This window comes from Flavobacterium cutihirudinis, from assembly GCF_003385895.1.
Taxonomy (GTDB): domain Bacteria; phylum Bacteroidota; class Bacteroidia; order Flavobacteriales; family Flavobacteriaceae; genus Flavobacterium; species Flavobacterium cutihirudinis.
In genome coordinates this window covers 263,420-287,848 of sequence record NZ_QRDQ01000012.1, presented here as the reverse complement: position 1 = coordinate 287,848, position 24,429 = coordinate 263,420, and the positions used below count along the sequence as shown (strand labels likewise).

The 24,429-nt window shown below is 33.9% G+C and carries 24 protein-coding genes; 8 read left to right on the top strand and 16 right to left on the bottom strand.

Translation table 11 applies throughout. The annotated features are described in order from the left end of the window. Positions 1 to 101: 101 nt before the first annotated feature. Positions 102 to 899, bottom strand: a complete 798-nt coding sequence (locus BD847_RS19485; RefSeq protein ID WP_115889914.1) for a hypothetical protein — start codon at positions 897 to 899, stop codon at positions 102 to 104. A 106-nt stretch (positions 900 to 1,005) separates the two neighbouring features. After that, entirely contained in the window at positions 1,006 to 2,241 is a 1,236-nt protein-coding gene (locus tag BD847_RS19480) for a bifunctional folylpolyglutamate synthase/dihydrofolate synthase (RefSeq protein WP_115889913.1), read from the bottom strand. Positions 2,242 to 2,371: 130 nt separating this feature from the next. Between BD847_RS19480 and BD847_RS19475 the strand changes: the two genes are divergently transcribed. Next, entirely contained in the window at positions 2,372 to 3,067 is a 696-nt protein-coding gene (locus tag BD847_RS19475; protein WP_115889912.1) for a MotA/TolQ/ExbB proton channel family protein, read from the top strand. Between the two features lie 3 nt (positions 3,068 to 3,070). After that, positions 3,071 to 3,466, top strand: coding sequence for an ExbD/TolR family protein (locus tag BD847_RS19470; protein WP_115889911.1), 396 nt, complete (start codon positions 3,071 to 3,073; stop codon positions 3,464 to 3,466). 387 nt (positions 3,467 to 3,853) lie between these two features. Here BD847_RS19470 and BD847_RS19465 read toward each other — a convergent pair whose 3' ends face one another. The 3 genes from BD847_RS19465 to BD847_RS19455 all read right to left on the bottom strand — a co-directional run bounded on the left by BD847_RS19465 (position 3,854) and on the right by BD847_RS19455 (position 6,942). Further along, positions 3,854 to 4,759, bottom strand: coding sequence for an energy transducer TonB (locus BD847_RS19465; RefSeq protein ID WP_115889910.1), 906 nt, complete (start codon positions 4,757 to 4,759; stop codon positions 3,854 to 3,856). Positions 4,760 to 4,987: 228 nt separating this feature from the next. Then, on the bottom strand, positions 4,988 to 6,214 hold the full coding sequence (locus BD847_RS19460) for a Glu/Leu/Phe/Val dehydrogenase dimerization domain-containing protein (protein ID WP_115889909.1): 1,227 nt from the start codon (positions 6,212 to 6,214) through the stop codon (positions 4,988 to 4,990). A gap of 152 nt (positions 6,215 to 6,366) precedes the next feature. Further along, positions 6,367 to 6,942, bottom strand: coding sequence for a chalcone isomerase family protein (locus BD847_RS19455; RefSeq protein ID WP_115889908.1), 576 nt, complete (start codon positions 6,940 to 6,942; stop codon positions 6,367 to 6,369). Between the two features lie 495 nt (positions 6,943 to 7,437). Here BD847_RS19455 and BD847_RS19450 point away from each other — a divergent pair, with 495 nt between their 5' ends. The 4 genes from BD847_RS19450 (at position 7,438) to BD847_RS19435 (ending at position 11,075) form a co-directional block, all read left to right on the top strand. Then, positions 7,438 to 8,580 carry an acyl-CoA dehydrogenase gene (locus tag BD847_RS19450; protein ID WP_115889907.1) on the top strand — a complete coding sequence of 381 codons (1,143 nt, stop codon included), beginning with the start codon at positions 7,438 to 7,440 and terminating at the stop codon, positions 8,578 to 8,580. 144 nt (positions 8,581 to 8,724) lie between these two features. After that, positions 8,725 to 9,702, top strand: coding sequence for a M20/M25/M40 family metallo-hydrolase (locus tag BD847_RS19445; protein ID WP_115889906.1), 978 nt, complete (start codon positions 8,725 to 8,727; stop codon positions 9,700 to 9,702). Positions 9,703 to 9,737: 35 nt separating this feature from the next. Next, positions 9,738 to 10,415 (top strand): SDR family NAD(P)-dependent oxidoreductase, encoded by a 678-nt coding sequence (locus BD847_RS19440; RefSeq protein ID WP_115889905.1) that lies wholly within the window; start codon positions 9,738 to 9,740, stop codon positions 10,413 to 10,415. A gap of 45 nt (positions 10,416 to 10,460) precedes the next feature. Continuing rightward, a complete protein-coding gene (locus BD847_RS19435) occupies positions 10,461 to 11,075 on the top strand; it encodes a SprT-like domain-containing protein (protein ID WP_115889904.1) in 615 nt (204 codons plus the stop codon). Positions 11,076 to 11,179: 104 nt separating this feature from the next. Here the strand turns inward: BD847_RS19435 and BD847_RS19430 are convergent, their stop codons facing one another. The 6 genes from BD847_RS19430 to gcvP form a co-directional block, all read right to left on the bottom strand. Next, positions 11,180 to 11,941: an ABC transporter ATP-binding protein gene (locus tag BD847_RS19430; RefSeq protein ID WP_115889903.1), complete on the bottom strand. Its 762-nt coding sequence runs from the start codon at positions 11,939 to 11,941 to the stop codon at positions 11,180 to 11,182. Continuing rightward, complete coding sequence (locus BD847_RS19425; RefSeq protein WP_115889902.1) at positions 11,941 to 12,687, bottom strand: MlaE family ABC transporter permease; 747 nt, start codon at positions 12,685 to 12,687, stop codon at positions 11,941 to 11,943. Before BD847_RS19425 ends, BD847_RS19430 begins: the two co-directional genes overlap by 1 nt. Before the next feature lie 81 nt (positions 12,688 to 12,768). Next, positions 12,769 to 13,617 (bottom strand): glycosyltransferase, encoded by an 849-nt coding sequence (locus tag BD847_RS19420; protein ID WP_115889901.1) that lies wholly within the window; start codon positions 13,615 to 13,617, stop codon positions 12,769 to 12,771. Between the two features lie 100 nt (positions 13,618 to 13,717). Then, entirely contained in the window at positions 13,718 to 14,242 is a 525-nt protein-coding gene (locus tag BD847_RS19415; protein WP_115889900.1) for a methyltransferase, read from the bottom strand. Positions 14,243 to 14,402: 160 nt separating this feature from the next. After that, the gene (locus tag BD847_RS19410) at positions 14,403 to 15,461 is read right to left on the bottom strand and encodes a 3-oxoacyl-ACP synthase III family protein (RefSeq protein ID WP_115889899.1); all 1,059 of its coding nucleotides are present in this window, start codon (positions 15,459 to 15,461) and stop codon (positions 14,403 to 14,405) included. A 311-nt stretch (positions 15,462 to 15,772) separates the two neighbouring features. After that, on the bottom strand, positions 15,773 to 18,622 hold the full coding sequence (gene gcvP, locus BD847_RS19405; RefSeq protein ID WP_115889898.1) for an aminomethyl-transferring glycine dehydrogenase: 2,850 nt from the start codon (positions 18,620 to 18,622) through the stop codon (positions 15,773 to 15,775). 198 nt (positions 18,623 to 18,820) lie between these two features. Here gcvP and BD847_RS19400 point away from each other — a divergent pair, with 198 nt between their 5' ends. After that, the gene (locus BD847_RS19400) at positions 18,821 to 19,633 is read left to right on the top strand and encodes a hypothetical protein (RefSeq protein WP_115889897.1); all 813 of its coding nucleotides are present in this window, start codon (positions 18,821 to 18,823) and stop codon (positions 19,631 to 19,633) included. A gap of 337 nt (positions 19,634 to 19,970) precedes the next feature. Here the strand turns inward: BD847_RS19400 and BD847_RS19395 are convergent, their stop codons facing one another. From BD847_RS19395 to BD847_RS19375, 5 genes are all read right to left on the bottom strand, one after another. Further along, on the bottom strand, positions 19,971 to 20,366 hold the full coding sequence (locus BD847_RS19395; protein ID WP_115889896.1) for a DUF1090 family protein: 396 nt from the start codon (positions 20,364 to 20,366) through the stop codon (positions 19,971 to 19,973). 270 nt (positions 20,367 to 20,636) lie between these two features. Then, positions 20,637 to 21,545: a TIGR01777 family oxidoreductase gene (locus tag BD847_RS19390; protein ID WP_115889895.1), complete on the bottom strand. Its 909-nt coding sequence runs from the start codon at positions 21,543 to 21,545 to the stop codon at positions 20,637 to 20,639. Between the two features lie 147 nt (positions 21,546 to 21,692). Next, complete coding sequence (locus BD847_RS19385; RefSeq protein WP_115889894.1) at positions 21,693 to 22,079, bottom strand: hypothetical protein; 387 nt, start codon at positions 22,077 to 22,079, stop codon at positions 21,693 to 21,695. A 19-nt stretch (positions 22,080 to 22,098) separates the two neighbouring features. After that, a complete protein-coding gene (locus BD847_RS19380) occupies positions 22,099 to 22,446 on the bottom strand; it encodes a hypothetical protein (RefSeq protein WP_115889893.1) in 348 nt (115 codons plus the stop codon). A 61-nt stretch (positions 22,447 to 22,507) separates the two neighbouring features. Further along, on the bottom strand, positions 22,508 to 23,011 hold the full coding sequence (locus BD847_RS19375) for a GbsR/MarR family transcriptional regulator (protein WP_115889892.1): 504 nt from the start codon (positions 23,009 to 23,011) through the stop codon (positions 22,508 to 22,510). A gap of 137 nt (positions 23,012 to 23,148) precedes the next feature. Here BD847_RS19375 and BD847_RS19370 point away from each other — a divergent pair, with 137 nt between their 5' ends. Next, positions 23,149 to 24,411, top strand: a complete 1,263-nt coding sequence (locus BD847_RS19370) for a cation:proton antiporter (RefSeq protein ID WP_115889891.1) — start codon at positions 23,149 to 23,151, stop codon at positions 24,409 to 24,411. Positions 24,412 to 24,429 lie beyond the last annotated feature (18 nt).

Here is a 24,429-nt window from a genome sequence, read left to right as displayed (position 1 = left end):
AGTTCTGCAAAGAAAATACATAAAAAAATTAAAGTTTTTTTTATGTATTTTCTATCTTGCTGAGGTATAAAATGTTATAAACGTATTTTTTTGCTTGTTTTTTATTTTGAAAGTGAAGGAACGTTCCTGTAGATGTAATCGCCGTGTTTTCCGGTGAAAGTTTTTTCTAGTTCATCAAAAAAAGCGTCTGCATCTTTTTCATTTGGCCAGGTAGATTTTATCAATTCGTCTATTTTATCACTTGATTTTTCAAGATCGGCTAGAGAATCGTAGAAAAAGGCTTCCATAAAATCGGTGCTGTTGGAACCCCAAGAGTGCCGAAACGGATAATAGGCCTTTATGTAAGGATCTTTAAAAGTAATTTTATCATTGAATTCTTTTGCTTTTTTTGAATCTCCTTTCATACTCAACTGCGATTTTCGAATATAAATAATCATCGGCTTTTTGGTTTCGTCTTTATATGGCTTTTCACCAACAGAGGTAACGCTTTGATAGATTTCATCAGAATGAAGCGGAGTATAGAAACTTTCGTACTTATCAAAAAAAGCTTTTCTGGTTTTTTCATCCGGCCAGGCTTTTTTAGCCAAATCATCGCTGATAGCATTTGCTTTTTCGATGTCTTCCCAATTTTTGTAAACATTTACCAAAACAACTTCTGTATTGTCATCGGTGTAGTAGTGGGTTAGAAGCTCTGAACCAATAATAAGATCGTTTTTGCTGGTAATTTTGTCAAAATATTCCTGTTCGCTTGCTTTCCAATCTTTGGCTTTTGCATCTAGGCTTCGGTGTAGCGTAGTCATGGTGATAAAGACTGGTTTTTCTTTCTCTTGTGCGTACGTGGCTACGCACCATAGAGCCATCCATAGGACGAGCCCTACAAGTGTAGTTCTTGTTTTCATGTTTTAATTTGTATTGGTTATTAAAAAAACTAAACAAATTTAAAACATTAAAAATCAAGTAATTACGAAATTATAGTGAATTTTCAGGAGTGTTTTTGATCAAAATTTAACTTTCTTTATTTAATGGGAGTTCAGCGACAACAAACGTACTTCCGCCGGCATAAATGAAATCATTTTTTGTAGCGTTTTTCTTTGCATCCAAAAAAGCTTTTTCAACCGAATCGTATTTTTCTCCTATTAAATCATACTTCTTGGCAGTATCTTGCAGTATTTCAGTGCTTAATCCCCTCGAAGAATCGGGGCGACAGAAATAATATTTAGCTTTTTTAGGAAAGAGTGGCAAAATCGAATCGAGATCTTTATCGTTTACAACACCCAAAACGATATGCAAATTTTCGTAAGTTTCCTTTTGAAGCTGATTCATAACAACAGACAAACCGTGTTTGTTATGTGCCGTGTCACAAATAATTTTCGGATTCTCGCCAAGTTGTTGCCATCTGCCTTGCAAACCAGTATTTTTTACAACGCTCAATAATCCTGATTTTAAACTTTCTTCCGAAACTTTAAAATCCGTGGTTTCATTTAAAATCTGAATCGTCTGTTGAACGGTTTTCTTATTATGAAACTGATAATCGCCAATTAAATCGGAAGGGAAAACTTCTGAAATTAAATCGGAAGCAAAATAAATCGGTGCTTGGTTTTCTTTGGCTTTAGCCAAAAATACAGGCTGCGTTTCATTCGTATATTCTCCAATTATGACAGGAACATTTGGTTTTATAATTCCGGCTTTTTCTCCTGCAATCAAAGCAGGCGTATTTCCAAGAAACTGAGTATGATCTAAATCAATGTTTGTAATTACCGAAACCAAAGGCGTAATAATATTAGTTGCGTCTAATCTTCCGCCTAAACCAACTTCAATAATAGCAATGTCAACTTTTTCTGCTGCAAAATAATCAAAAGCCAAACCAACAGACATTTCGAAGAAACTCATATCATTAGCTTCAAAAAAACTTTTATGTTTGTCTATAAATTCGATTACAAAATCTTCTGAAATTTCTTCGCCGTTTATACGGATTCTTTCTCTAAAATCTTTTAAATGTGGCGAAGTGTACAATCCAACTTTATATCCAGCTTCCTGCAAAACCGAAGCCAGCATATGCGAAGTCGAACCTTTTCCGTTTGTTCCCGCAACATGAATGCATTTTAAATGATCTTGCGGATTATCAAGATGCCCAGCCAGCAATTTAATATTGGTTAAGTCTTCTTTATAAGCCGAAGCGCCCTGAAGCTGATACATTGGAAGCTGATTAAACATCCAATTTGTGGTCTCTTGATAGTTCATTTATTTGGATAAAATGGTTGTTGATTGAAATAAATTTCGATTTTTGTAGTTTAATATTACAGCGAAAATTATCTTTAGTGCAAATTTCAAAATAATTTTTAGAATTAATCATAAAAACCAGAATTAAAATATGTTTAGCTTCATTCAATTACAAACAGATACCATCGCAAACGCAGCATCTAACGTAGTTATCGAAAAAATTGCTCCAAATAACGAAATCTCAGTTTTAGACTTTATCTTCAAAGGTGGTGTCTTTCTTATTCCAATTGCTATTTTATTGTTTTATACTATATACGTTATTTTTGAACGCTACATGTATATCAGCAAAGCATCAAAAATCGACAGCCGTTTGATGCAGGATGTTGGAGATAAATTGAATGCAGGAAATATCGAATTGGCGAGAACAATTGTTGAAAGAAGTAATACCGCTGCCGGAAATATTTTGAAAGAAGGCGTTTTAGTAATTGGAAGACCAATTGCCGAAATCGAATCAAATATGGACCGCGCTGCTGATATTGAAATTGGCGAAATGGAAAAGCATTTAGGTCATCTTGGTCTTATTGCCGGTATTGCGCCAACGCTTGGTTTCATTGGAACAATTTCTGGAGTAATTAAAATTTTCTACAGTATTTCGGTTACAGAAAATATTAGTATCGGAAACATTTCCGGAGGTTTATACGAAAAAATGATCAGTTCAGGTTCAGGATTAATTGTGGGGATTATTGCGTATTCAGCTTACCACTTATTAAACGGAAAAATTGATAATTTCGCCTTAAAAATTCAGAAACAGATATTAGAATTTGTCAATATAATTCAAAGAGCATAAGGTATGTCCATTAAAAGAAAAAGAAGATTTCACGCTGAGGTTGCCACTTCATCATTAAGTGATATTATGTTTTTCCTGTTGTTGTTTTTCCTAATTATTTCAACGCTGGCAAATCCTAATGTGATTAAAATGACGTTGCCAAAAGCCAAAGCAAACGAGAAAACGAATAAACAATTAATCAGTTTATCCGTTACCGAAGATAAAAAATTCTACATTGACAAAGAACCAGTAGATTTTGAAAATCTAGAAACGAGTTTAATGTCTAAAATAGGTACAAACAAAGAACAAACGGTCGTAGTCCGAATTCCATTTAACCTGCAAGTGCAAGATTTAGTCGATGTTTTGCAAATAGGAGTGAAGAACAACTTGAAGTTTGTTATTGCTACAAGTCCGAAGTAAAATAAGCAGCAGGGCGTGACCACAATAAAAAAATGGGCTAATCAGCAAAGCGTTGACAGGCCCATTTTTTTATTGCGGTCGTCCCGATAGCTATCGGGAGCGCTACTTCGGTAGCCAGCTTCTATCCCTCACGCAAAACAACGTAATCTTAGTCATTGCGAGGAACAAAACAATCTCACTAGAATAATTTAACGCAATCTTGTCATTTCGACCGAAGGGAGAAATCACACTAGTTGATCGACACAGATTGGCGATTCCCTTTGCGGAGTTTCTTGTGTGATTTCTCCCTTCGGCCGAAATGACAAACTAAACGAAAAAAGGCTTTCTGAGATTTCAGAAAGCCTTTTTTATATAGTCAAATTCGTGAGAATTCTTGAAATTCGTGTTTTAATTCAAACTAAAATTATAAATAATCTTACCAACTTGTTTAGGTGTCGCATTTTCATCAGCAGACCATTTAGTATTCATAGCAGCAATTCTCGCTTGGTCAAGTAAACAACTTGCCTTATTTGTAGTTCCTTTTATACCGGCTGTTGCACTTATTGTTTTTCCAGTTTGATCTACTGTAACTTCGACCACAACAGTTCCTTCTTCATTGCAAGTATATTTAGGAGCTGGTTTAGACAACGCTTTTCGGCCATTTAAAGAATATCCTGATCCACCGCCAGAACCGCCGCCGCTTCCGGCTCCGTAACCGCTTCCTGTGCCAATTCCATTTCCGGTTCCGTTACCGCCTCCGGTTCCTCCGCCAGAACCTCCAGATCCATAATAACCTTTAGAATTCAAACTTCCGTTTGATTTTCCTTTATTTCCGGCTACTTTATCATCGCCATCTCCGCCTTTATTTGAGCCTTTCAGAATACTTGATAAAGCATCATTTGTAGAGTTTGAAACTTTCGGTTTTTCAGGAACAGGTTTGGTTTCCGGTTTTGTTACAGGAACAGGTTTTTTGGGTTTTTCTTTTGCTGGAACAACTACATCTGTTTCATCAGCGGTTGTATTTTCCTGAGTAACGATTGCTTCTTCTGGAGCCGCTTTTGCAGGAGCTTGTTTCACATTGTTTTTTACATCCAAAACTTCACTTTTATAATTGGCGCCGGAACCTAAATTACTATCTCCAAAATTTATAGTTACACCACCACCTCCGCCTCCGCCATCAGCAAGTGCTACATTGTTTTCCGGGTTATAAGGAGGCCAAAAACGTATAAAGAACAGCAATACAATTATTACTGCATATATAGCCGTTGTGTATAGTAACGATTTCTTTTGGTCCGAAGAAATAGGGGAACTCATTTAATTCTGAATTTTGAAATGTATTATTTTTAAAACGTTTAAAAGTAGTAAAAATTGTTTAGAATGAAAGCCTCCGACTTATTTTGCGTCGAATGTTTTTTCTCGCAGATTTGGCAGATTAAATTTAAGGTCACAGAAAAAATCTGCATGATCTTCGAGATCTGCGGGAAACAAAAAAAGGACCAAATTTTAAATTTGATCCTTTGGAATGTGTAGTGAAAAAAAAAATTACACTAACTGTTTCAATGCAATTTCAAAAGCTGTTGCACTAATATTTGTTTTCGAAGAACTCAAAGCGTGAGCCTTAACAATAGCATTTTTTATAATTTCTGAAGTATCATTAAAGATTGCCTCATCTGTCATTTGAACTTTTTTCTCCATGAAATAAGCAAAAACTCTTGCCATTCCGCAGTTTGAAATGAAATCCGGAATCAAACTTACTTTACGGTCAACTTCTTCCATAATCGATCCGAAGAAAATTTCTTTGTCGGCAAAAGGAACATTTGCACCGCATGAAATTACTTCTAATCCATTTGCAATTAAATTATCGATTTGTGCCTGAGTTACTAATCTTGAAGCTGCACAAGGAGTGAAAATTTCAGCGCCAATTGTCCAGATTTTAGAATTGATTTCTTCAAACGGAATCATATTTTCGGCAACTAATTTGTTTCCGTCTTTATTTAAAAACAAAGTTCTGATTTCTTCAAAAGAAAAACCTTCTTCTTTAATCAATCCTCCGTCACGGTCAATAATTCCGATAACTTTTGCACCCATTTCAGCTAAGTAAAAAGCTGCTGCAGATCCAACATTTCCAAATCCCTGAACGATTGCTTTTTTGCCTTTAATTTCGCCACCATAAGTTGCGTAGAAATGACGAACTGCTTCAGCAACGCCATAACCTGTAATCATATCGGCAACGGTATATTTTCTAGTTACATCCGGAGAAAATTTTGGGTTTTCAATAACTTTGATAACACCTTGACGCAATTGCCCAATTCTATTGATTTTATCAGCTTCTGTTGGTTTGAAATGTCCGTTGAAAACACCTTCCTGCGGATGCCAAACACCACATTCTTCTGTCATTGGAATGACTTCATGAATTTCGTCAACATTTAAATCGCCACCAGTTCCGTAGTAACTTTTCAATAAAGGTGAAACGGCTTTGTACCAACGTTGTAAAACACCTTTTTTGCGAGGGTCATTTGGGTCAAAATTAATTCCAGATTTAGCGCCTCCAATTGCTGGTCCGGAAACTGAAAATTTAACTTCCATAGTTTTAGCCAAAGATAAAACTTCGTTCATATCTAAGCCTTTTCTCATTCTAGTTCCTCCGCCTGCTGCACCGCCACGAAGTGAATTAATCACAGTCCATCCTTCTGCTTCTGTTTCAGAATCTTTCCAGTTAAACACAATTTCAGGTTCCTTATTTTCAAATTGTTGTAATAAATCTTTCATTTTGTTGAGATATGTTTATTTTGCGTAAAAGTATAAAATAGAATAATGCGAATAATGTATTTTATCGCAAATTTAATGAAAGAAAAAAAAGAAAGCCGAAAACGATAAGGTTTTCGGCTTTCGGAATTCGAATATTTTTAAGAAAATTTGAATTATATTCCTAATAAGTGTTTTTTCAAAGTTTCATCAACTGGTTTGTCAGAAAGCCAGATTCCGAATAATGCTTGCTTGAAATCAAATCCTTGGATTTTTCCTTTTGGAACATCATTTTTAATTACATTAATAGTTTGATCAAGCGGATTGTAAAACAAAATAAAGACATCTTTTTCTGTGATTGCATCACTTAAAAATGTTTTGAACTGCTCAATTCTCGGACGCAAAGCTTCAAGATTACTTCCTGCAGATTTTTCAAAACCTGTATTCATTGCTTTTGTCAGTTTGTTTGAAGAAACCATAGATGAGGTAATTTCAATTCGCACAGCCATTTCAGTATCACTGTCGATAATGAATTTTGGATCCTGGCTTAATTGCGATAAATAAAGTGCCTGAACATAAACTTCCAACCACATTTTTGATCTTCCGCCGGCACCATTTAATTGCATGGTTTTGTTTTGAATTTCAATCTTTCTTGGAACTGTAACCCCGTTTACTTCTAATTGAGTTTGTGCTGAAACAGTCGTAAATGGTAAAATAAATAGGAATGCAAACACTAGTAAAGTCTTTTTCATATTTCTTATCTGTATTTTTATTTTTTTGGACAAAAATACTTTTATTTTCTAAATTTTGCTTGGAAAAATGACATGTTTTTTATCGACTTGCTATAATTTGTTACTTTGTATTTCTTTAAGAATCAATTTAGTAAGACTTGTTTTACGTAGATTTACGTAATAGAAATCAAGCAATGCTTTTTTGCGTCAAAAAAATGCTTATACTTTATGGAAAAGCCTTTTTTATGCGCAATAATATTCTTAAATTTTAAATAAAACCTTGTCAAATTGATGTCTGTAGATCAAAAAATCAGAATAATTACGAAAACGTTATCGTAATTCTTGCTGATCTATTAATTTTGTATGCATGCATTGTTAATTTGACTTTTAAAATTTATCTTTGGAAGCCTTTTTTCGGCAAAAACATTAAAAAAAACAAACAAAAAAATAAAGTAGTACCATTAACGAAAGGTTTTTCGATTTTGGTTCTTAAAAAACAATAAACGAAACAAGACTATGGATTTTAATCTTACCGAAGAACATTTGATGATTCAACAAGCTGCAAGAGATTTTGCTCAAAATGAATTGCTGCCTGGAGTTATTGAACGTGACGAAAAACAAATTTTTCCGACAGAACAAGTAAAGAAAATGGGACAATTAGGTTTCATGGGAATGATGGTTGATCCAAAATACGGAGGAAGCGGACTAGATGCCATTTCTTATGTAATTGCAATGGAAGAAATCTCTAAAGTTGATGCATCAGCTTCTGTAGTAATGTCTGTAAATAATTCGTTAGTTTGCTGGGGACTTCAGGAATTTGGAACTGAAGAACAAAAACAAAAATATTTGCCAGGTTTGGCTTCAGGTGAAATTCACGGAGCATTTTGCTTGAGCGAGCCAGAAGCTGGAAGTGATGCAACTTCTCAAAAAACTACAGCAGTAGATATGGGAGATCACTATTTGGTAAACGGAACAAAAAACTGGATTACAAACGGAAATACGGCTTCAGTATATTTAGTAATTGCTCAAACGCATCCAGAGAAAAAACACAAAGGAATCAATGCTTTGATCATGACTAAAGATATGCCTGGTTTTTCTATTGGTCCAAAAGAACAAAAAATGGGAATCCGTGGTTCTGATACACACTCTTTAATGTTTAGTGATGTAAAAGTACCAAAGGAAAACAGAATTGGTGAAGATGGTTTCGGATTTAAATTTGCAATGAAAACGTTGGCAGGAGGAAGAATTGGAATTGCTTCTCAAGCGTTAGGAATTGCTTCCGGAGCTTATGAATTGGCACTTAAATATTCTAAAGAGCGTAAAGCTTTCGGAACTGAAATCTGCAATCATCAGGCAATCGCTTTCAAATTGGCTGATATGGCTGTAAATATCGAAGCAGCGCGTCATTTATGTATGAAAGCAGCTTGGGATAAAGATCAGCACAAAAATTATGATGTGAGTGGTGCAATGGCAAAATTATTTGCTTCGCAAGTAGCAATGGATACAGCTGTTGAAGCAGTTCAGATTCACGGAGGAAATGGTTATGTAAAAGAATATCATGTAGAGCGTTTTATGCGCGATGCAAAAATTACTCAGATTTACGAAGGAACCTCTGAGATTCAGAAAATTGTAATTTCAAGATCAGTTATCGCAGGATAAGTTTAGATTTTAATCGAAATAGAAATAGAACCCTTTCAGCTTTTTGAGCTTCGAAAGGGTTTTTTGATTTTTTTTTGCTACTTTTCAAATGTTTATTCTTTCAAATCAATAACAACTTTGTTTAATTAATTCAATATTATTTTCATGAAGAAACTATATTTTCTCCTTCCGTTTGTTTTGTTTGGCTGTAAATCCAATACGCCAACTGCTGATGATAAAACAGTAAAATCAGAATCAAATCCAATTGAGATTAGTTACAAAGTTCAGGAATCTGAAGTTTCTGATTTTCTGAAATATCTTTCTTCTGATGAATTGGAAGGTCGTGAAACCGGAACTAAAGGAATTGAAAAAGCAGCTGTGTTTTTGGAAGATTTTTTAAAGAAGAATAATGTAAAACCGTATTTTGTTTCTTATCGCGATACACTGACCAATTTTAAGCCGGTGGCGTATAATATTGTTGGAGTTTTGGAAGGAAGTGATCCAGAACTAAAAAAAGAGTTTGTGGTTTTGAGTGCACATTACGACCACATTGGAATAGAGAAAAAAGATCAGCCGGATAAAATTAATAACGGTGCAAATGATGATGCTTCTGGCGTAACAGCTGTCGCACAAATGGCAAAGTATTTTGCAGAGACAAAATCAAACAAACGAAGTATTCTTTTTGTGTTTTTCGCCGGAGAAGAAAAAGGGTTATTAGGTTCTAAAAGTTTGGTTCAGAAATTAAAGAAGCAGAACTTTAATATTTATACTCAATTGAATATTGAAATGATTGGAGTGCCTATGAAGCGTGATTACTTATCTTACGTTACTGGTTTTGACAAATCGAATATGGCACAGAAAATAAATGAATATACAGGGAAAAATACAATTGGATTTTTACCAAAAGAAGCAGAATATAAATTGTTTTACAGATCTGATAATTATTCTTTTTATGATGTATTCAAAAAACCGTGTCAATCTATAAGTACTTTTGATTTTGAAAATTTTGATTTTTATCATCACGTTTCAGACGAATTTAAAGTAATGGATATCCCACACATGACGGCTTTTATTCAGGAGTTTTTGCCGGCTGTAACTAAAATTGCTACTACGCCAACTGAAGAAATTGTAATGAATAAATAACAGTTCGTTATTTTGGTTTTGCTTATTTTTGCTGCATGAAAAATATTATTGTTACCGGAACGAGTAGAGGAATTGGTTACGAACTTGCATTACAGTTTGCAAATGCTGGAAATCAGGTTTTGGCCATTTCGAGAAAAATACCTAAAACACTTTTAGAACATCAAAACATTACGTGCCTTTCGATTGATTTGGCAGATGAAACAGCTTTGACTGAAGTTGAGCATTTTCTTTCTTCAACATGGAAAAAAGTTGATGCTGTAGTTCATAATGCAGGCGCTTTAATATGGAAGCCTTTTGAAGAAACAACTCAGGCCGATTTTGAGAGAATTTATAAAGTAAATGTTTTTGGAGTGGCGAATCTTACGAGAATTTGTCTTCCGTATTTACAGAAGGGAAGCCATGTTGTAACTATAAGTTCGATTGGCGGTGTTCGCGGAAGCTTGAAATTTGCTGGTTTAGCAGCTTATAGTTCAAGCAAAGGCGCGGTAATTACTCTGACAGAATTATTAGCAGAAGAATATAAAGAAAAAGGAATTTCGTTTAATGTTCTGGCGTTAGGTTCTGTTCAGACTGAAATGCTGAGTGAAGCTTTCCCGGGTTATCAGGCGCCAATTTCGGCTGAAGGAATGGCAACTTATATTTATGATTTTACATTGAATGGAAATAAATATTTTAATGGGAAAGTATTGGAGGTTTCTTCGACAAATCCATAATTTTAAATTCAAAAAAAAAATCTAACATCTAACAATTAAATTAAATTGAGCGATACTCTTGCAAAATACATTCCCGAACACGCTGTAAAGCCTGTTTTTGATTTGATTGTAGCCAATCAGGTTCATCTGAAAATTGTAAATGAGCGCCAAACGCGTCATGGCGATTATAGACGCGGACCAAGTGGTAAGCATGAGATTACGGTTAATGCAAGTTTGAATAAATATAGATTTTTAATTACTTTGATTCATGAGATTGCACATTTGGTCGCTTTCGAAAAGTTTGGGCGAAATATAAAACCACACGGAAATGAATGGAAATATACATTCCAGCGTTTGATGGTTCCGTTTATTCGTCCAGAAATATTTCCAGGTCAGATTTTGCCTTTGCTCGCAAGGCATTTTAAAAATCCTTCTGCAAGTAGCGATACAGATACTACTTTATCTTTGGCATTAAAACAATATGATGCGGGGAATGATAAAAATTATGTTTTTGAAATTCCTTATGGAAGTGTTTTCCGAATCAAAAATGGCAAAATATTTAAGAAGATAGCCGTTAGGACGAAACGCTTTGAATGCCTGGAAATCAGTTCTGGAAAAACGTATCTTTTTAATCCGAATGCGGAAGTTGAATTAATTACTTTGAAAAATTCCAATATTTAAAATTCCAAATTCCAATACTTTGGAAAGCTCAATAAAAAAATCCCAAATTCCAATTTAGTAATAGTTTGGAATTTGGGATTTTAAATATTGGAATTTAAAAGTTTTTAGCCTTTCAAATAAGCTTCTCTTACCTTTTTGAATAAGTTTGAAGAATAAACAAACTTAACGATATCTTTATTGTCAGTTCTAAAAATTTCTTCTTTAGTTCCTTGCCACGCTTTTAAACCTTTTTTTAGGAAAACGATATTTTCACCAATTTCCATAACTGAGTTCATATCGTGCGTGTTAATTACAGTTGTAATATTGTATTCTCTGGTAATTTCCTGAATCAGGTTATCAATCAAAGTTGAAGTGTTTGGATCAAGACCAGAGTTTGGTTCATCGCAAAACAAGTATTTTGGATTGTTTACAATAGCGCGGGCAATCGCGACACGTTTCTGCATACCTCCTGAGATTTCTGAAGGTAGTTTTTTATGCGCTTCAACTAAGTTTACTCTTTCTAAAACAAAGTCAACACGCTCTTTGATTTGCGCTTTACTATTATTGGTAAACATTTTTAACGGAAATGCCACATTTTCTGCAACAGTCATCGAATCAAATAAAGCACTTCCCTGAAATACCATTCCGATTTCAGTTCTTAATTCTCTCTTTTCATCTGGATTCAAATCAGAATAAACTCTTCCATCAAACTCAATAGTTCCAGAATCCGGTGTGTGGATTCCTAGTAAAGTTTTTAATAAAACTGTTTTTCCAGATCCACTTTGTCCAATAATCAAGTTAGTTTTTCCGGTTTCAAAAACAGTCGAAACTCCTTTTAAAACCTTGCTGTCACCAAATGATTTTTCTACATTTTTTACTTCTATCATTATCCTAATAATAATTGAGTTAGTATATAATTAAAAAGAATGATACAAACAGATGTCCACACAAATGATATTGTACTTGCTTTACCAACTTCTAATGCACCACCTTTCATATAATATCCATGAAAAGATGGAATTGTCGCCAATAACATTGCAAAAATTAAAGTTTTAATGAAAGCATATGTAATGTGAAAAGGAATAAATTCCATTTGAGCTCCCTGAATAAAATCCTGACTTGTCGAAAACCCTCCGTATGCACAAGCAAGCCATCCTCCGAAAATGCCCAAAAACATACTAATTCCAATAACAAAAGGATACATTAATAAGGCTACAATTTTTGGAAAAACAAGATAGTTTAGCGAATTTACACCCATAACTTCTAAAGCGTCGATTTGCTCCGTAACGCGCATTGTTCCGATACTTGAAGTAATGTAAGATCCCATTTTTCCGGCCATAATAACTGAAATAAAAGTAGGAGCAAACTCCAAAATTACAGATTGACGTGTAGCAAAACCAATTAAATATTTTGGAATTAATGGATTAGTCAGGTTTAATGCTGTTTGAATAGCTACAACTCCTCCAATGAAGAAAGAGATAAAGCAAACAATTCCAAGAGAGTCAATAATTAAGTCGTCGATTTCTTTTAGAATTAGATTTTTCATAACAGGCCATTTGGTCTGTTTATTGAAAATTTCTTTTAGCATTAAAAAATATCTCCCGATTTGGGATAAATAGCGAATTAGCATCATAAGTTTTACAAATATTGGCTAAATTAAGGATTAGTTTACAGTTTACCGTTTCGCCAGGCAGTTTTTTAATTTTTTTTAAGATTAAAAAAGCTTTTGTTTCATTTTCTGAAAACGGTAATTTCTAATAAATTTAGCTTGTTCTGGGTTGACTAATAAAGGCGTTTTTGCTTTTTTTGCTTTCATAAATCCTTTAATATAATCTAAAAACAGAAATGGTTTTTTCTTCATCATCGCCAGTTTTGCCGATGCAATTGCAGTAATCCAAAAACCATATCCTAAAGTATAAAAAGCTTCGCCTTGTTTATAACGGGCTGTTTTGTTGTAATTTGCACCGGTTGGTTTTAAGTGTTTTACGTGTAAAGATTCGTCTGTAACGATTTTCCAATCATAGTATTTACACAATAATTCATCTACAGTATCCCAACCCATTGCTGGTTTTAAACCACCAATTTGTTTGTAGGTTTCTTTTCTGTATGCTTTTAGCGCACCGCGAATATGATCTTTGTCGGTTAGGTTTTCTAAAACCCATTCGCCGTTTTTGTCGATATAACAAAATCCTCCAACCATTCCAATTTTTGGATCAGATTCGAAATGTTTGATTATGGTTTCAAAATAATTTGGAGGAAAAATTAAATCGCCGTCAATTTTTACAATAATATCATAATCAGAATCCAATGTTTCAAAACCTTTCTGAAAAGCCTGAATTACTTTGCTTCCCGGCATATGAATGGCATCCGAAGTTTTGTTTACAACAGATATATACGGATTTTCTTTTGCGAAACTTAATACAACTTCTTCAGTTTTATCTGTTGAATTGTCATTTACAACAACCACTTTTGAAGGCAAAACAGTTTGTGAAACTAAAGATTGTAAGGTCAAGCCAATTAAATCTTGCTCGTTATGTGCGGGTATGACAATATAGTACTTCATGTTAAATTCCAATTTTAAATTTAAATTCCAATTTTTTTAAATTCCAAATTCCAATTAAAGCGAGTTCAATTGGAATTTGGAATTTAGATATTGTAATTTTTTATTTTATTTTCTCCGCAACAACAAGGTAATATCTCGGAGTGAAGTATCTTAATAAAGGTCTGAATCCAAACTTTTTTACCGGATGTGTAAATTGCAGGCGATCTGTAATTTTCCATCCTGTTTTTTCTAAAAGCCAGTCCAATTGCCAGTCTTCAAATTCGTGGTAATGTCTGTCCCACATATCAGTTTTAGAACGATATGCTGGCGAAAACCATAAACGTAACGGAATTGAAATTAGTAATTTATCACATTTTACGTTTTGTAAAATCGTATATGGATTTAGTAAATGTTCGAAAATTTCAAAAGCAGTAAAAACAGTATAATCTTCAGTTTGTAGCGCCGTTTGATCGTTGTCTAAATCTTCTCCTTTTGTGTTTTTTACAGTATAGCCATTTTCTTCCATTATTTTAGAAAACGGATTTGGTACACCAAAATCAAAAATGGTTTCAGATGTGCTAACGTGTTTTTGCAAAAATTCTAAAGTAAGTTTGAATCTTTTATTCGGAAACGTTTTTTCGTACATAGTAATTGCGAGGAACGAAATTATCTCTCGTTCTTGATTTTATAATTAGGTCGCAAATATACTAAAAAAGTCCGCACTATAAGATGCGGACTTTTTTAGTTTTCAGTCTCAGTCACAGTTTACAGTCAACTAAACTGAATACTGTGACTGTAACCTGCGACTAGTATCGATAAACAAAAGCATTAATATTCATTCCCGCTCCAACCGAAGCAAAAATAACCACATCGCCTTTGTTGATTTCGTGGTTTTCAATTTTTCCTTGAAGAATCAAATCGTATAAAGTAGGAACTGTTGCAACACTGCTGTTTCCTAAATCATGAATACTCATTGGCATAATATCTTTGGGAGCTGTTTTATCGTATAGTTTGTAGAAACGTTCGATAATTGCTTCGTCCATTTTTTCGTTTGCTTGGTGAATTAAGATTTTTTTCACTTCGTCAATACCGATGCCGCTTTTGTCTAAACAGCTTTTCATGGCGCACGGAACATTGCTTAAAGCAAATTCGTAGATTTTACGTCCGTACATTTTAATGTATTTAATATCCGGATCTAAATCAGGATTGTATGATTTTCCGAAATAAAGGTAATTCGCTTCATCATTAGCATAAGTAGCACTTTCGTAAGATAATAATCCTGCTTCGTCAGTTGAAGCTTCTAAAATAGAAACTCCGGCTCCGTCAGAATAAATCATCGAATCACGATCATGATCATCAACAACTCTTGAAAGCGTTTCGGCACCAATTACCATAACTCTTTTTGCCATTCCAGATTTGATGAAAGCATTGGCTTGTAAAACACCTTCAATCCAGCCTGGACATCCAAAAAGAATATCGTAAGCCACACATTTAGGATTTTTAATGCCTAATTTGTTTTTAACACGAGTGGCTAAACTTGGTAGAATATCCGTTTGATGTGTTCCTGTTTTTACATCGCCAAAATTATGGGCGAAAATAATGTAGTCTAAAGTCTCGGCGTCGATTCCTGCATTTGCAATTGCTTTTTCGGCTGCAAAAAATGCTAAATCTGATGCTGTATATTGCGGTTCGGCATAACGGCGGTTTTGAATTCCGGTAATACCTTTAAATTTCTTTATTACAACTTCATTCGGGTAACCAAAAGGCGTTCCATCTTCATTCAAAAAAACATGTTTGTCAAAATCTGTGTTTTTTACTTCTAAATTAGGGATGTAACTCCCAATACCAATAATTTTTATTTTCATTTTGCCAGTAATTATCCGATAAATTTATTGCTAATGTATAAATAATATTATGATAACTATCATAAAAAATACTATGCATGCATATAATTATGAAAAAACAAATTTTTAGTTGATATATTGGTTATTTTCTAATGATTTTTTAATATTCCCGAGATTTCAAACGATTGAAATAGGAATACGGCACAATTTTTTTTCATACTATCATTTTTACGGTGTTATAAAAACAAAGAAGAAATATTATAATGTTATAAAAATAAAAAACCCGACAAAATAGAATTTGCCGGGTTGTATAGGTAGAAAAAATCTAGTGATTAATTTTCCATGTAAGCTTCAATAGGAGCACAGCTACAAACTAAGTTTCTGTCACCGTAAGCGTCATCTACACGACGAACTGATGGCCAGAATTTATTGTCAGCGATATACTCTAATGGGTAAGCCGCTTTTTCTCTAGTATAAGGGAAATCCCAGTTATCAGTAGTTAACATTGCTAATGTGTGAGGTGCATTTTTCAATACATTGTTTTTGTCATCGGCAGTTGCAGCTTCGATTTCTTTTCTGATTGAGATAAGAGCATCACAGAAACGATCTAATTCTGCTAAATCTTCAGATTCAGTTGGTTCAATCATTAAAGTTCCAGCAACTGGGAAAGAAACCGTAGGAGCGTGGAAACCATAATCCATTAAACGTTTTGCGATATCACCAACTTCGATTCCGTTTTCTTTGAATGAACGACAATCTAAAATCATTTCGTGAGCTGCTCTTCCACATTCTCCAGTATAAAGAATTGGGTAGTGTCCTTCGAAACGAGATTTCATATAGTTCGCGTTCAAGATAGCATGTTCGGTAGCACTTTTTAATCCGTCAGCTCCCATCATTGTGATGTAACCGTAAGAGATTAAACATACTAAAGCAGATCCGTAAGGTGCAGATGAAATAGCTGTAATTGCTTGCTCGCCACCTACTTTTAAGATCGGGTTTGTTGGTAAGAATGGAACTAATTTTTCGTTAACACAAATTGGTCCAACACCAGGTCCACCACCACCGTGAGGAATAGCGAATGTTTTGTGTAAGTTCAAGTGACAAACGTCAGCACCAATTGTAGCAGGATTTGTTAATCCAACTTGCGCGTTCATGTTTGCACCGTCCATATATACTAATCCGCCGTTTTCGTGGATTAATTTTGTGATTTCAATAATTGAAGATTCGAAAACTCCGTGAGTAGAAGGATACGTTACCATTAAACAAGATAAATCATCTTTATGTTCAATCGCTTTTTCTCTTAAATCTTCTACGTCAATATTTCCTTCTGGAGTTGTTTTCGTAACAATGATTTTCATTCCGGCCATCGCTGCAGAAGCAGGATTTGTTCCGTGAGCCGATGAAGGAATCAAACATACATTACGGTGACCTTCGTTTCTTGACATGTGGTAAGCACGAATTGCCATTAATCCAGCATATTCTCCCTGAGCTCCAGAGTTTGGCTGTAATGTTGTTCCAGCAAATCCAGTAATTACATTTAATTGTTGCTCAAGTTTTTTAAGCATTGTGATATAACCTTCAGCTTGCTCAATTGGTGCAAACGGGTGAATGCTGTTCCAGTTTGGCATTGAAAGAGGCAACATTTCAGAAGCTGCGTTTAATTTCATTGTACAAGAACCTAATGAAATCATCGAGTGATTCAATGATAAATCTTTACGTTCTAATTTTTTGATGTAACGCATCAACTGGCTTTCTGAATGATGGTTGTTGAATACATCATGCGTTAAGAAAGAAGATGTTCTTTCTAACGAAGCTGGCAATTGACTTGCAGAAGTTAATTCAGAAACCGTAACAGTTTCTTTTCCTAAAGCTTCAGCAAAAATTGCAACGATTTGGTTGATGTCTGCAACAGAAGTTGTTTCGTTTAATGAAATCGAAACCGAATCAGCATCAGGATAGAAGAAGTTAACTTTGTTATTCTCAGCAACTGCTTTTACTTTTTGAGCATCAGCTTTTACTAAAATAGTATCAAAGTAAGCAGTGTTTGTTTGGTAAACTCCTAATTTATTTAAAGCTTCAGCAGTAGTAACTGCAGAAGCGTGAACTTTGTTTGCAATGTATTTTAATCCTTCTGGTCCGTGATAAACTGCGTACATTCCGGCCATAACTGCTAATAAAACCTGAGCAGTACAAATGTTAGAAGTTGCTTTTTCACGTTTAATATGCTGTTCGCGAGTTCCTAAAGCCATACGTAAAGCGCGGTTTCCATTAACATCAATAGAAACTCCGATGATACGACCCGGCATAGAACGTTTGTATTCTTCTTTAGTTGCAAAAAAAGCAGCATGAGGACCACCGTAACCCATTGGTACACCAAAACGTTGTGAAGTTCCAACTACTACTGCAGCTCCCATTTCTCCCGGAGAAGTTAAAGTTGCTAACGATAAAATATCAGCAGCAAAGGCAACTTTGATTTCGTTTTCTTTTGCTTTAGCAACAAAAGCACTGTAATCATTTACTTGACCATATTTTCCTGGATACTGTAAAATCGCTCCGAAAAACTCATTTGAAAAATCAAATGTTTCGTGATTTCCAACCACTAATTCAATTCCGATTGGAGTCGAACGTGTTTGAAGTACAGATAAAGTCTGAGGTAAAATTTCTTCAGAAACGAAGAATTTGTGTGTATTATTTTTCTTTTGATCTCTCGTACGAACGTCAAATAATAACGCCATAGCTTCTGCAGCCGCAGTTCCTTCATCAAGTAAAGATGCGTTTGCAATTTCCATTCCTGTTAATTCGATAACAGTAGTCTGGAAATTTAAAATAGCTTCAAGACGACCTTGAGCAATTTCTGCTTGGTAAGGCGTATAAGCTGTGTACCATCCTGGGTTTTCGAAGATATTTCTCTGAATTGGAGCAGGAACGATAGTTGGGTGATAACCCAAACCAATGTATGATTTAAATGTTTTGTTTTTCTTTCCTAAGTCGCGAATATGATTTGCAAATTCGAATTCTGTCATTGCAGGATCTAAATTCAAAGGCGCTTTTAAACGAATATCGTCCGGAAGGGTTTCATAAACAAGTTGTTCGATTGAGTCAACTCCAATAGTTTTCAGCATATGCTGAAGATCTGTTTCTCTTGGACCAATGTGTCTTAAAGCAAAAGCATCTGTTTTCATTTGTAGCTATCTTATTTTTTTAAATTGATGTGTTCGTACACCGTTTTGCTATACGAATCACATTTAAAAGTAAATGTGTTGTTTTTTTGTCGCGCAAAATTAAGTATTATTAATAATTTAATAGGTATTTTTAACTTCATTTTTTATCAAATTTCTAAGTAATAAGTTGATTTGTTACTAATTGATTAGATTTGAGCTATGAAACTTCTAAAACAAATTTTTGATTTTTATTTAAACAGCAGTATTCACGTGGCTTTGTCGTGTTATGCTTTGGTCCGAATTACGTTTCATGTATTTCATATTCAGTACGATGAGCCAATGGCTTTGTTTGCTTTTTTCGGAACAATTGTAGGATATAATTTCGTAAAATATGACGCATTAGTTCGCGTAAAGAAAAAAACAATAGGCACACAATTAAAAATTATCGCCGTTTTGAGTTTTATTTCGGTGATTTTAGTTGGCTATTATTTTTTTCACCTAAAAAGAATTACACAAATAGTTTCGGTGGTAATTTTTTTGATAACCGCACTTTATACATTGCCCTTTTTTCCAAACCGAAAAAATGCCCGAAATTGGGCAGGCGTAAAAATTTATATTGTCGCGCTTTGCTGGGTAGGTACAACTTTGGTTCTGCCTTTAATAAATGCCGAAATCCCGTTTTCAACAGATTTTTTCATTAAATGTATTCAGCGTTTTGTTTTGGTTTTTGTACTGGTTTTAGTTTTTGAAATCATAGATTTAGCCAACGACGATCCGCATTTGCAAACCGTTCCGCAGACAATTGGCGTTAAGAAAACCAAACTTTTAGGATTTTTACTTCTGATTCCGTTTTGGTTTTTAGAAGTTTTTATTTCGACATTCAATTATCACGATGCGATTATAAATCTTATCATGGTTGTTCTGTTGATGTTATTTATCTTTTTTGCAAGCCCCAATCGCTCTAAATATTATACTTCTTTTTGGGTTGAAAGTGTACCAATATTTTGGTGGCTGATGATAGTTTTTCTATAATATGTTTTGGGCGTGCCATCATCTTGATAAAAGGGCAAATTTACTTTGCGTTTATACGCCCTTTTATCAAGATGCTGTCGGGCTATCCGCGCTACTTCGGTAGCTAGCTTCTATCCCTCACGCAAACCGTAAAGCGAGGAAATTCATTTTTAAAATATATTTAGAGAACTAACATATTAAGAACAATGCCAATTGTTTTAACCATTGAGGCGGATTCGTACAACGTTTCCCGCGGTTGAAACCGCGGGCTATGTTTAAAATCAGAATTTGAAAAATAAATTTTAATTGAAATTATCTTTTTTATCTGCTCAATCTGTTGAATCTGCGAGAGAAAAAATTATTTCGTTTTCTGTTCAGCCAAAGCTTTATTCAAATCAGCTTTAGCTTCATTTAGTTTTTTCCTTTTTTTGTCAATTTTTTCTTTGCTTTCCTTGTCTTTAATAGCTTCGTTCAAATCGGCAGTTCTTTCGTTGACTTTTTGTTGTTTCTCTTTTACTTTTTTGTCAAGATCCTTGTTTACTGTTTTAGTGGTACAGTTTTTCTTGGTCTGCGCAATAGCCTCTTCAACACCTTTTATCTGATTTTGATTTCCAGCTTTTTTCGCAGTTGCTAATTTTACATTCAATTCACAAAGCTTTCTTTCACATCCTTTTAGAGTTGCACAATTGCTTTGAGAAAACCCGATAAAAGAAAGGGAAAATAAAACTACAGTTAATATCGTTTTTAATTTCATAAGTATGTTTTTTTGATTTGTAATGAATTCGTTTTAAGAATAATACTTATAAAAATAAGCAATTTATCTTATTAGCTTTTTTTAGTATCTTATTAATTTTAGTTTGCTTTTTACACAATTTTGTCATTTCGACGAAGGAGAAATCTTCGCAAGAAGCTCGACAAAGATTGGCTTATTGGAGCAGAGTTACTTGCGAAGATTTCTCCTTCGTCGAAATGACAATATCATGAGGATTGTAATTTGTCAAAGTTTCAAACTTTGACAAAGTTGTTAGCGCAATAAATTTTCAAAAGCCTCATCAATATCCCTAAATTTAAATCGGAACCCATTTTCCAAAAGTCGTTTCGGAACTACGTTTCGGCTTTTCAAAACCAATTCAGTTTCAGTTCGAATAAAGAAAGAACCAATTTCAAGTAAGAATTTGCTCAACGGAATTCCGAAAGGAAAACCAACAGCTTTTCGAAGTTTTTCCATAAAATCAACATTACGAATTGGTTCGGGAGAAACGACATTTACAATTCCTGAAATTTCTTTCTGAATTATAAAATCAATTGTATTGGCAAAATCTTCTTCATGAATCCAGCTTACAAACTGATTCCCTTTTCCTTGTTTTCCTCCAAAACCAATCTTCGCCAAAGTCTTTAAGGGAATAAAAGCGCCTCCATTTTTTCCTAAAACAATTGAAGTTCGCAAAGCAGTTTTCATTGTCTTTGGAGTTTCGGTTTTAAAAAAAGCTTTTTCCCATGAAAGAGCGACATTTATAGAAAAATCATTCCCGATTTCACCATCAACTTCATCCATTTGTTTGTCTAAAGAAAATCGATAAATCGTTGCCGTAGATGAATTCAACCAATGTTTCGGCGGATTTTGACAATTCAAAACGGCTTTGTTTAGAATTTTTGTGCTGTCAATTCTCGACCAAAGAATTTCTTTTTTATTCTTTTTCGTATAACGACAATCGACAGATTTTCCTGCGAGATTAATTAAAACGGTTGCATGTTCCAATTCCTTTTCCCAGCCAGAAAAAGTTTTGGCGTTCCAGTTTACATATTTTATTCCGTCAATTGTCTGAGATTTTCCTCGCGTAAGAATTACAATTTCTTCAAATTTATCTTTGAAATGATTTAGTAAAACTTGTCCAAGAAAACCTGTTCCTGCTGCGATTATTAGTTTTTTCATTTGATATTTTTTTAGCCACGAATCGCACGAATTTTCACAAATTTAAAAAGTGCATAAAGGAATTTGAAAATTAATTCGTGAGAATTAGGGAAATTGCTTCGCCTATTCGCTATCGCTCGAGTCGTGGCAAATCCTTACAGTAAATATTTAAGCTTTAAAAACCAATCTTTCTTCTTGTTGAGCTTCTTTAGCTTTTCTTTTTCCTCTAAAAAAGAAGTATAAATTGAAGAATAACATGACACCAAGATAAATAGAAAATCCTCCAATTTTATAACTTAATCTTTCAATTAATTCCTGATAACTGTCTTGGTTTAATTGCAGTTCCAAAATCATTAATGCAAAACCAATATTTAAAAGATAGAATCCGGTTTCAAAAAGTTTGTTGGTTGCTTGAGCGATTTCTTCTCGACCTTTAAAAATGTCAAGCATAAATATTTTTCCGTTTTTGAAAAGCGTTTTAGAAACATAATAAGTTAAAAATAAAGCAACTGGTAAATAAATTCCGTAACCGATTAAGATTTTTGTAGTTTCCATAATATTTGAATTTTAGTTGTTATTTGATTAATTTTTGAATGTATTTCGTGATCATTAAAATGTTGAGGTAATGCAGAAGTGAAATAATAAAAATGATGACGGCTGTTTTTAAACAAATTGTTTCGATCAATTGAGTGGAAGAAATAATTTTTTGCCAGGAAATCAAGGTCATAGCACAATAACCAATATTTAGGAGATAATAAGCTAAAAGCAAAACCTGATTTATTTTTTGGCAAATGTCAACGTGATTTGGTATTAAATCTGCAACGTAAATATTACCGTTCTTATAGCAGATTTTTCCAACTTTTAGAATGATGAAAGTCGTAATGCCGAGATATATAAAATATCCAATGATGTTGAAATTCATGATAATTGTTTTTTAAAGTTTTAAACTTTCAGAAAAAAATGAAAGTTTTGATTAAATTTTTTTACTTCATCATTTTTATAATCAATTTTCCTAACCAGTTTTCATTAAATTCGGTCATTTTGTCTAACATATTATCTGCTTTTAAAACGAAATCATAAAGCTTAGTGGTCTGATCTACAAAGTGTTTTTCTTCAGCAGAATCTTTTGCTTCGATTGTCGAAACTTCTTTTAAAATTTTAAGAGTCGGTTTAATTTCTCTTTTGCTTCTTTCTCTGGAAATTTTTACCGCTAATTCGTCTAAATCTTTTTCAGCGGTGAAAAATTCTTTTCTTTCACCAGCTTTGTATTCTTTATAGACAATTCCCCAATCCATTAAACCACGTAGGTTCATGCTTGCGTTTCCGCGGGAAATCTGCAATTCTTCCATAATGTCTTCCATAGAAACAGGCTCGTTTGAAACCATTAATAAAGCGTGGATTTGTGCCATCGTTTTATTAATTCCCCATTGAGAACCTAATGCTCCCCAAGTTTGTACGAACTTATTTTTTGCTTCTTTGAATTCCATGTATCAAATGTAAGTAAAAGTTTTTAAACTTTCAAAAATAATTGAAACTTATTTAACGAATTGTAAAGTTATGTTAATTCAAGTCCCTAAATTTTCGATTAAATAATGATACAGCTATTTTTGTAAAAATCATATTTATGGAATTATACTACACATTTTCGGTGCTAATTGTATTGGCATCTTTCTTCGCCTATTTAAATTTAAGATTTTTAAAACTTCCGGGAACCATCGGAATCATGATTATTGCCATGTTGGTTTCTGTGGGAATTCGTCTTTTGGGAGATTCATATTTTCCTGCAACGACAAAACACTTTTTTGATTTGATAAAAGAATTTGATTTCAACGAAATCCTTATGGGAGCAATGTTGAACTTTCTTTTGTTCGCTGGAGCTTTACACGTAAATATGTTTGATCTGAAAGAACAAAAAGTTCCTATTATGATTTATTCGACAGTTAGTGTCGTTTTATCAGCTTTAATTATTTCTGTTTTACTTTATTATATAGCACCGCTACTTGGAATTGCTATTCCTTACATATTTTGCTTGGTTTTCGGAACCTTAATTTCTCCAACTGACCCAATTGTGGTTTTGGGAGTTTTAAAAGAAGCTAAAGTCCCAAAACGAATAGAAACTAAAATTGTCGGTGAATCGCTTTTTAATGATGGAGTTGCCGTTGTAATGTTTGCTGTTGTTCTTAAGATGGCAACTGATCCAACATTTGATGCTACTTTTGGTTCAATTAGTTGGTTATTTATCAAAGAAGGATTTGGCGGACTTCTATTAGGTGCCATTTTCGGATTTACGGCTTCAAGAGTCATGAAGAAAATTGACGATTATAAAGTTTCGGTTTTAATCACACTTTCTATTGTCACAGGAGGATTTTTGGTTGCTCAGGCATTACACGTTTCCAGTCCGCTAGCAATGGTTGTTGCTGGATTGATTATCGGAAATTATGGTAAAAAAGTTGCCATGAGCGAAGTCACTAAAGATTATCTGGGCAAGTTTTGGGAACTTATCGATGAAATCCTGAATGCCGTTTTATTCTTATTTATAGGTTTTGAATTGTTGTTACTTCCAAATTTGGACAAACAATTATTGACAGGAGTTGTAGCCATTTTCATTGTGCTTTTTTCAAGATTAACCTCTATAGTTTTGCCTTGGAAGTTCTTCGACATCTTTAAGTTCTTCGGAATTAGATCTGCTTATAATAAAGGTTCTTTGATGGTTTTGGTTTGGGGAGGAATTCGAGGCGGAGTTTCTATCGCATTGGTACTTTCTATGCCGGAAGGAGAATATAAAAACTTGCTTTTGGAAGTAACTTATATTGTGGTATTGTTTTCAATTGTAGTTCAGGGACTGACTGTTGGGAAATTAGCGAAAAGAGTTTTGGAGAAAGAGTAAAGATTTAGAAATAGATAC